Here is a 9,435-nt window from a genome sequence, read left to right on the forward strand (position 1 = left end):
CCGATGGTGGTTCACGGCGCGAGCGCTCAAGCCTACAGCTGGGACAGAGCGATACCGTCCAGAATGTCGTGCTCGCTGACGGTCACCGAATCCACGGCACCATCAGTCATCTCATTCAGACGGGTCAGGATGCGAGCGTAAATCGTCGCGCCGGCACCAATCACATCCACCCGGCCGGGGTGCATGTAGCCGAGCTCCTCACGCTCGGCTCGGCTCAGCGAAGCCAACCAGCGGGCGGTCTTCTGAACGGTCTCTACGGAGAAGCTTTGAGCGTTAATAGCCTCAGAATCGTAGCGGTCCAGACCCAGCGCAGCGGCAGCCACAGTGGTCGCGGTGCCAGCCACAGCCACCACACGGCGTGCATCCTGCAGGGGCACAGTCTTACGAGCCACCTCGAGAGCCTCGTCAGTATCAGCCTCAACACGGGCAATCTGCGAGTCAGTCGACGGGGCGCTCATCATGTGACGCTCAGTCAGACGCACACAACCAATATTGACGCTGCGGGAAGCCTTCACACCCGACTCGTCACCGAGCACGAACTCAGTCGAACCGCCACCCAGGTCGAACACCAGGGTATCGCCATCACCGTAACCGACAGCGCGCACCGCACCAGCAAAGGACAGAGCAGCTTCCTCATCACCGCTGATAACCTCGGGCTCAATACCCAAAATCTCGCGGATACCGTCCACAAACACCTGACGGTTACCCGCATCGCGAGTCGCACTGGTCGCCACAAAACGTACCGAATCAGCGCCGTGCTCCTTCAGCAACTGCGCGTACTCACGAGCCGCAGCGAAAGTACGGTCCAGCGCCTCCTGCGCCAGCCAGCCGGTCGCGTCCACACCCTGACCCAGACGCACAATGCGCATCTCACGCACAACGTCCTTCAGGACGGTCTTCTCGACCCCGTCCACCACCTCAGTAGTGGAATCAGCAATCAGCAGGCGAATAGAGTTCGTACCGCAGTCAATCGCTCCAACGCGCACGGTGGGTTCCTTTCAGGTCTTCAATACCAATCAGTGCCAAAAGGCAACGCGAGCGCCGTAGGCGAAAAATTTTCGCTTTTCGGCGCTCTTTCTTCTATCTATTATGCGCCCGCACCGTCCTTCAAGACGATGCGGGCGCACCAGAATCAATATTTAGGCTTCTTCACGCCACGCGGGGTCGCAGGAGCAGACCTCGGGGGTCCACCACTCGGCGATAGCGTCCAGGCCGCGGTCACCCATCGGGTTCACGCCGCGACCCACCGACAGAGTGTGGCCGATAACAGCGTGCAGGCACTTCACGCGGGTCGGCATACCGCCGGCAGAGATACCGTCAATCTCCGGGACCTCTTCGGTGCCGCTGATCAGGCGGATGCGCTCACGCTCAGCCAGGTAGTTCTCGTGTGCGGCAGCGTACTGTGCCGCCAAGTCGGCGTCCTCAGCCAGCGAGTCGGTCATCTCGTACATCAGGCCGCCCGCCTCCAGACGGGAAGCCGCAGCGGTAATCACCGGATGCGCCAGGTAGAACACGGTCGGGAAGGGGGTGCCGTTGCTCAGGCGCGGCGCGGTCGCAGCCACAAGCGGGTTACCGCACACGCAGCGTGCCGGAATCTCAACCACGTCGCGGACCTTACGGCCCAGCTGCGCGGAGAGAACGCGGATGTCCTGCTCGGTGGGGGTCAGGGTTTCAACAGTTACGCCGAAGCCGCCGGGGGTGCGTGCCTTCAGCTCTTCAATGGTGTTTTCGGTGCTCATAATCCTAAGTTCCTGGAACGAGGGGTCACCTCGTCCGCTTGTGCCGGGTGCTTGCCAAGGCAGGGTTCCTGCCGGTGGCTGGAGCTAGTTCTTTTCGAGAGAATCCCAGATTTTCGTGGTCCAGGCGTCCTCGGGGGCGTTCTTCGCATTCGCAGAAGTACCGTCAGCCTTCGTGGAGTCCTCGGTAATGCCGGTGACAACGTAGGGGGTGTCGCCGGGGTTCACATAGTAGAGGCGGCTACGTGCCTGCTGACGAACGTAGTTGTCGTCGTTCCACCAGGTCTGCTCCGCCTTCAGCTGGGCGTTCTCCTGCTGCAGCTGGGAAATGTGCGTGTTGATCTGCTTGATTTCCCGGTCCTGGTCAATGTAGGTGACCACAGGGTATGCGGTACCGAGCGCAATCACGCCCACCACAACAGCGGTCAGGAAGCTACGCCCGGAGAACATGTGAGCCGCCACGGGGGCGTCGTATCCGCCCTCTTTACTGCCCTGCTGGGCTGCGGCGCGGCGGCGGGCACGCTCCTCACGGCGAGCCTGCGCCTGACGTTCACGTTCGGGGTGACGCTGGTTCAAGCCCACGCCGAAGAAAAGGGCACTAGCCTTTTTCATCAGGGAGGTGCGGGCTTCCTTAGCGGCGCCACGCGGCGCATCGGAGGCGGTAGCGCCCTGAGCGGGTGCAGTGGAACTCGTAGAGTGCGACCGGGTCTGCTGGTTTGCTCGCTGGCTCATTGCTCTATCCCTCGTTCCGTTCTGTGCCGCTAAACGCTTCCTTCATATTCTACCGGGTTCGGAGGGCTTCCCCAGCTCTATGTTGCAAGCGATACATTCTACCCTGCCACGGCATACCTGAGCTGATAGATCGCGCACAGAGAAGGAGGCGGTGCCACTCCCCTACGGGGTAGCACCGCCTCCTTGACGTCTAACCGCTCACGCGGTCGGATGCTTCAGTAACTTATGCCTTGAAGCGGGGGAATGCGGACTTGCCAGCGTAAACAGCTGCGTCGCCCAGCTCTTCCTCGATGCGCAGCAGCTGGTTGTACTTAGCAACGCGCTCGGAACGTGCGGGAGCACCGGTCTTGATCTGGCCAGCGTTGGTTGCAACAGCCAGGTCAGCGATGGTGACGTCCTCGGTCTCACCGGAACGGTGAGAAACCATGCAACGGTACTCGTGGCGCTGAGCCAGCTCCATTGCGTCCAGGGTTTCGGTCAGCGAACCGATCTGGTTCACCTTCACGAGCAGAGCGTTAGCTGCGCCCTCCTTGATACCGCGAGCCAGGCGCTCGGGGTTGGTCACGAACAGGTCGTCACCGACGATCTGGACCTTGTCACCGATCTGCTCGGTCAGGGTCTTGTAGCCCTCCCAGTCGTTCTCATCCAGGGGATCCTCGATGGAAACCAGGGGGTACTTTGCAACGAGGTCAGCGTAGTATGCGCTCATCTCAGCTGCGGACTTCTTCTGGCCCTCGAACTCGTATGCGCCGTCGTTGTAGAACTCGGAGGATGCAACGTCCAGTGCCAGTGCAACCTGCTCGCCCGGCTTGTAGCCAGCCTTCTCGATTGCCTCAACAATCAGGTCCAGTGCAGCTGCGTTGGACTCCAGGTTGGGTGCGAAACCACCCTCGTCGCCCAGGCCGGTTGCCAGGCCGCGGTCGTGCAGTACGGACTTCAGGGAGTGGTAAACCTCAACACCTGCGCGCAGAGCGTCAGAGTAGTTGTCGAAGCCGATGGGAGCAATCATGAACTCCTGGATGTCAACGTTGGAGTCTGCGTGAGAACCACCGTTGAGGATGTTCATCATGGGGACGGGCAGAACGTGAGCGTTCGGGCCGCCGAGGTACTTGTACAGGGGCAGGTCAGCGGACTCAGCAGCAGCCTTAGCAACAGCCAGGGAGACACCCAGGATTGCGTTTGCGCCCAGCTTGCCCTTGTTGTTAGTTGCATCCAGAGCAATCATGGCTGCGTCAACAGCGCGCTGGTCGGAAGCCTCAATGCCGATGACCTCTTCAGCGATTTCTTCGATAACAGACTTCACTGCGCCCAGAACGCCCTTGCCCAGGTATACGGACTTGTCGCCGTCGCGGCGCTCAACAGCTTCCCACTCACCGGTGGATGCGCCCGAGGGCACAGCTGCGCGTGCGAAAGCACCGTCTTCGAGCAGAACCTCAACCTCAACGGTCGGGTTGCCACGGGAATCCAGGATCTGGCGTGCGTGAACTGCGGTAATAACAGCCATGAATTGTTCTCCTTATGAGATGTCAAGGATGTGAACGGCTCACCCGGTAGTGGACAAGTCGCGTCCCCTAAATTCTAGCAAAACTCCCACACAAACACACTAGTTGCCACCGCTTTTTTATTGCCTTAATGAAGGTCTAGATAACCCTTAGTCAGGCGCTACAAAGCGGAACAAGACCCACACTCCCCCACATTGTGAGGGTGTGGGTACTCGACCAAAGCACAACATGAGCCCAAATGCCGGGGCATGTGCCACGAGCATCCTCACGGTTGCCCAACACAACCCCAAACAAACAGAAGGCGCTTTGAAACCTTTCATTCCCTCAGAGAACAGATTTCAAAGCGTCTCACAGAAGAACTCAACCAGCGTTTCTAATAGCTCGGCTCATCATGCGTATGCTGAGCAATATAGCGACGAGTGTACGAACGCAGGGCACGCTCCGGATCCAAACCATTACGCTGTGCGCGGCTCACCAACGCAAAGAGCAGCTCGCCGAATTCCTCTTCAGTGTGCATATAGCGCAGGTCGTCCTCCATGCTCGTGGGCTCCGGCGGCAGAATAATACCCGCCTTACGTGCCTTCACAGCAGTCTTCTCAGCCATAGCGAGCGCCGGCAGATGCGGTGGAATACCATCCAGCGCGCCACGGTCGCTCTTCTCCTTCTTCTTCAACGCATCCCACGCCGCCTGCTGCTCAGCCGCGGTGCGAGGCGCCTCCGAAGAGCCCTCAGACTCAGCCGCAAACACATCGGGGTGGCGCGAACGAAGCTTCTGCACAAGGCCCTCAACCACCTGCACGATGTCGAAGCCCTGCGGGTTTGCCGCAGCAATATCAGAGTGGAACACCACCTGTAGCAGCACGTCGCCCAGCTCCTCACGCAGCAGCGGCATATTCGGCTCGCCGCCGGTTTCTACCGCCTCGACAACCTCGTAGGCTTCCTCCACCAGGTAGCGGATTAGGGAGGCGTGAGTCTGCTCAGCATCCCACGGGCAACCGCCCGGTGCGCGCAGCAGCGCCATGGCTTCCACCAGGGTGCCGAAGGCTTCAGCCGCGCGGGCGGCAGTGTCCTGAACGTTCTGCGCCGCAGAAGCCTCAGGAGTATTAGGGGTATCAGTCATAACAATCTTCCTCATCGAAAAAATGACAAACATAGCGCGCCGCGCCGACCCCCACACGGGGAGCCGGCGCGGCACACCTTACAAGGTTTTAGAGGTTCCAGTGCGAAAGCGCGCTCGTCATATGAGCCGGGATCTTCGAACCCAAACGCGGGAACATACGCAGCTCCTCAACGTAACGCTCAGCATCCAACGGACGCGGGTAGGTGACAAACGCCTGCTCATTCGCATAATCGAATGCCGCCTGAACCGGCACGCCCGGGGTGAAGGTCAGGCTCATAGCCAGCGGCGAGCCCTCGCCCTCGCTGTACGAGTCGGTCTTCAGCGCCGGAATGTCCAGCAGGGTTTCGGGAATCAGCTCGAAGGTACGGACCTGCTCCCAGAAGCCGTTGCGGCGCACGTGGGTCAGGGCGTCGTAGTAGGAACCGAGGGCGCGTACACGAATCAGCACGGTAGTGGCGTCCTTTGCGGTGCCGTTCTCGCCGAAGAGGTGCTCGACGACCGGCGCCAGACGCTGAGCGACCTGAGCCTCGGTCAGAACCAGGTTACCGGCTGCCAGCTGAGTCTCCGAGGGAACCAGCGGGCTCTGCACCGCGGCGGAGGGGGTGTCCGGCTCAGCCACGATGGTGGGCAGCTGGTTGAGCTCGCTCAGCGCGGATGCCGAGATGCTGGAGGAGATACCTGCCGGGGTGCTCTCCGGCAGGGCAACCGGGGTGGTCGCCGCAGCGGGTGCCGCCTCTGCTACAGGTGCTGCCGGTGCAGTCTGAGCGGTAGCCTCGGAGGCGGGCGCAAGCGCTACGGGAGCCTCAGCAATCTTAGCTGCGGGGGTCACCTCAACGATCTTGAGCTCAGCGACCTTCTCAGCGGGCTCTTCCTGAACGCCGGTAGCCTTCGCAGCGGCACCGGCGGTGCCCACTGCGGCAGCTGCGGCAAGAGCACCAGCCAGGCCGGGTGCCACAGATGCGCTCTCAGCGGCAGGCTCAACGTCTACGAGGGCAGGTTCCTCGGCGGGCGCTTCAGCGGAAGCGGCGGAGGTTTCCTTCTCAGGCAGCAGTTCAGAGTCGTCCAAGAACGCGGGCAGGGCGGGCTCTTCGGAGCTCTCTGCGATCGGCTCATCTGCAGCTTCTTCAACGGGCTGGGTGCGGTCCAGGGTGAAGGACTCAGCAACCACGGGAGCGGCAGCCTTCTGCTCCTCGGCAGCCAAAACTTCCTCAGCCGAAACTTCCTCAGCGGGTGCTTCCTCAGCAACTGCGGGGGCTGTTGCTTCCTCAGCGTCCAGCTTCTTCTGAGCGTTGGCGACAATGGTGGCCAGGGCGGCTTCCATGTCTTCGCCGGGCTCTACAGAGTCCTCGGCAGATGCCTCGACTACCTCAGCGGCAGATTCTTCGGCATGCTCGGTTTCGGGCTCTACGGTAGCCGCACCGAAGACCGGGTCGTTCTCGTAATCGTGCTCGAACTCAGCTTCAACCAGCGCAAACTCAGCCTGAACAGGCTCGTCAGAAGCTTCGACAGATTCCTCTACGTCTTCCTTCTCCTGCGCAGAAGCGGCAGAACCAGCCACAGCAGTACCGGCAGCGGCAAGACCTGCAGCAGTCAGCAGACCCGCGGAGGCACCCTCTTCAGCAGTCTCAACTACAGGCTCTTCAGCAGCTTCGGCAGCTGCCTCAGCCTCGTTCGCAGCCTGCTTCTCAGCGAGTTCAGCCTCCAGCTCACGCTCGATAGCCTCACGTTCAGCCTCAACCGGGTCAACACTCTGAACAGCAGCTTCCTGAGGCTCATCCTGCGAGGTAGCCTCAGCGGCCTCAGCGGTCGCAACGGGCTTAGCCTCAACAGCGGCACCTTCCAGCAGGAAGCTCTCGCTAATAGTCTGACCATCCACAGCACCCAGGTACGATGCGTGAACCTCCAGGCCGTCACCCAGGCGCGGCTTCAAAGAGACAGCCGCACGGTTCCAGGTTGCGCCAGCCTGCTGAGCCTCGGTGTACAGTGCCGCAACGGGTGCAAACCAGTCAACACCGGGCACGACAATGCCGGTTTCAACCTCACGGCCGCGGTGCAGCAGACGGTAGTGCATATCCTCATCTACTTGGCGCAGTTCCAGGCTCATGGTGCCCGAACCGCGGGTGCGCATAAGCTCCGCAAGGCCGTGGAGAGCACGCTGCTCGGGGAGCGCGGGCAGGGTTGCCGCGCCCTCAACGGGCTCGCTCAGGATGATGGATTCGGCAACCAGTTCAGCTTCGTCTTCGCTGAGCTTCTGCTCAGTTTCCTTCAACTCAGCAACGGGCTCCTCAGCGGAGTCATCACGAGCAGCAGACTCGTGCTTCTCTGCTTCCTTCTTATCGATGCCCTCTGCGGTCAGCGCGACGCTCTGAGAGGTGCCCTTTTCTGCCTTCTCCTCAGCCTTTTCAGCCTTTGCGGCGGAGGCAATGGCAGTTGCAGCAGCCACGGGTGCAGCAACAGCGGCAAGAGCAGGAGCTACAGAGGCGCTCTTAGCGGGCTCGCCTTCCTCAGAAGCGGAACCTTCAGCCGCGGACTCTTCAATCTTGGTAGCAGGCTCTTCCGTAGCGGTTTCTTCCGCGGCGCTTTCCTCAACAGCGCTTTCCTCAACAGCGGAAGCGTCAAAGATCAGCTCTGCGGTGTTCTCTTCTTCGGCGTCGAAGTCCTCAGCCTCGAGCGTTTCAGAGACGGACGCTTCGTGCTTCTCCTCAACGGATACAGCGGAGAGCAGCTCGGTCTCGTCAGAGACCGCGTCTTCTTCCTCAGTAAGTTCAGATGCCAGCAGTTCGGGTGCCTCAACGACCGCCTCAATCGGCTCTTCCTCACCAGCGGCAACAGGCTCTGCAGACTCTTCTACACCTGCGGTGAGGTCAACGGTCTCTTCGGCTTCGAAGTCTTCAGCAACCTCAGCAACAGGTGCGGATACCTCAGACACCTCAGTGTCCTCAGCAGATTCAGCGGACTCGGGAGCCTCAGCGGACTCTGCTTCCTCAGCAACTACCTCATCAGCAGGAGCTTCTTCAGCAACAACCTTATCGGAGGCGACCTCGCCAAAAGTCTCCTCTTCGCTATCGAGGGTGATGCCCAGGCGAGCAGCGTAGGCTGCCGCCAGGTCGTCCAGGCCGGCGTTCTGTGCCTCGGTGACGGCGGCACGGGTGCGGGCTACCTTCATGTCTTCTACGGTCAGGGACTTCTCAGTATCAGCGGGAGCATCCTCAGATGCAGGCTCGGATACAGAATGAACATTCTCCGACTTGTTCTCGGAAGCTTCTACAACAGCCTCGACAACCTCGGGCTCTTCGCTACCTTCTGCCTCGTCTGCAGTCTCCTCAGCGACCTCAGCGGCAGTATCTTCGGTGTTCTGGGCACGCACAGCACGCAGGTGCTCCTCAAACTGGGAACGCGCGTCCTCAGCGGCATCCTTAGATTCCTCAACCTCTACAGATGCGTCCTCGGCTTCAGTCTCTTCGTCATCACGCAGGAATGCGGGGGTAGCGGGCTTAGCAGCCTCAGCAACCGGGGCGACTTCTTCTTCAACGTCCTGGACCTCAGCGACCTGCTCAACCTCAACAGGCTCCTCAGATTCCTGGGGGAAAGCGCCAAGCGCCGCCAGCAGGCTACGGCGCTCCTGCTCCTCCGCCTGTTCCTCGGTCAGCTCATCAGCAGCGGAAGATTCTTCAACCTTCTCATCGCCGTGCAGGAGGGCACGCTTGAGATCCTCAACAGCGCGATGCTCCTCGCTCTGCTCTTCGTCGTGGTTCTGGTGGCGTGCGCTCTCAGACTTCACGAAGCGGCGCAGGGAGTCCTCCCACTGCTGCTGTTCCATAATCTTTTCGCTCAGTCGTGCGCTCTTGGGAGCGTCTTCGCTTGCCTGTTCTTTCTGAGCCTTGGCAGTTTCGGCGCTCTGTTCTTCGCGCGACTGTTCATCCAACTTCTTCTTGCCGATTCCAAAGAAGCTCATTGGGTGTCCTCCTCCGGCGTGCGCCGTGTGATGATGCGCTATCTCCTTCATCCCCCGAGGGTGTGTGGGCACGGGGTCGGGAACATAACGCAAATGTCCTCATAATCCTTTTAATTCTATCGCGTGCATAGAGTTTCACCCCGTCACTCGGTGAGAGGTAACGGGGTGAAACTTGTACAGCTTTCAAGGCTTGATGCGGCTATATAGTCGTACTTTCAAGCCTGGCTTATAAGCTTTCGAGAAGCTCTTTAGCGTGCCTCATCGCGGATGGGGTTCGCCGCCTTCGCAGCCTTCGCCAGCTCAAAACGGACGGCACGCAGGGCAGTTGCCGCCATGACGCGCACACCAATGCCGATCGCCTGCTCGCTCGGGGCGTAATCGCCCTGGTGC

Annotated in this window: 6 protein-coding genes; all 6 read right to left on the bottom strand. The window is 60.6% G+C overall.

Annotated features, from left to right (window positions below; translation table 11 throughout):
• Positions 1-32 precede the first annotated feature (32 nt).
• The 6 genes from HXO69_RS07910 to HXO69_RS07935 all read right to left on the bottom strand — a co-directional run bounded on the left by HXO69_RS07910 (position 33) and on the right by HXO69_RS07935 (position 9,045).
• The gene (locus HXO69_RS07910; protein WP_049338698.1) at positions 33-986 is read right to left on the bottom strand and encodes an exopolyphosphatase; all 954 of its coding nucleotides are present in this window, start codon (positions 984-986) and stop codon (positions 33-35) included.
• Positions 987-1,139: 153 nt separating this feature from the next.
• Positions 1,140-1,739, bottom strand: a complete 600-nt coding sequence (locus HXO69_RS07915; protein ID WP_049352121.1) for a DUF501 domain-containing protein — start codon at positions 1,737-1,739, stop codon at positions 1,140-1,142.
• An 84-nt stretch (positions 1,740-1,823) separates the two neighbouring features.
• On the bottom strand, positions 1,824-2,468 hold the full coding sequence (locus HXO69_RS07920; protein WP_296546376.1) for a septum formation initiator family protein: 645 nt from the start codon (positions 2,466-2,468) through the stop codon (positions 1,824-1,826).
• Between the two features lie 223 nt (positions 2,469-2,691).
• A complete protein-coding gene (gene eno, locus HXO69_RS07925; RefSeq protein ID WP_049350039.1) occupies positions 2,692-3,972 on the bottom strand; it encodes a phosphopyruvate hydratase in 1,281 nt (426 codons plus the stop codon).
• 371 nt (positions 3,973-4,343) lie between these two features.
• Positions 4,344-5,090 (bottom strand): MazG family protein, encoded by a 747-nt coding sequence (locus tag HXO69_RS07930; protein ID WP_296546379.1) that lies wholly within the window; start codon positions 5,088-5,090, stop codon positions 4,344-4,346.
• 88 nt (positions 5,091-5,178) lie between these two features.
• Positions 5,179-9,045 (bottom strand): ornithinee aminotransferase, encoded by a 3,867-nt coding sequence (locus tag HXO69_RS07935; RefSeq protein ID WP_296546380.1) that lies wholly within the window; start codon positions 9,043-9,045, stop codon positions 5,179-5,181.
• Positions 9,046-9,435: the final 390 nt, after the last annotated feature.

It is taken from the genome of Rothia sp. (in: high G+C Gram-positive bacteria), from assembly GCF_015265375.1.
In the GTDB taxonomy this organism is placed as follows: domain Bacteria; phylum Actinomycetota; class Actinomycetes; order Actinomycetales; family Micrococcaceae; genus Rothia.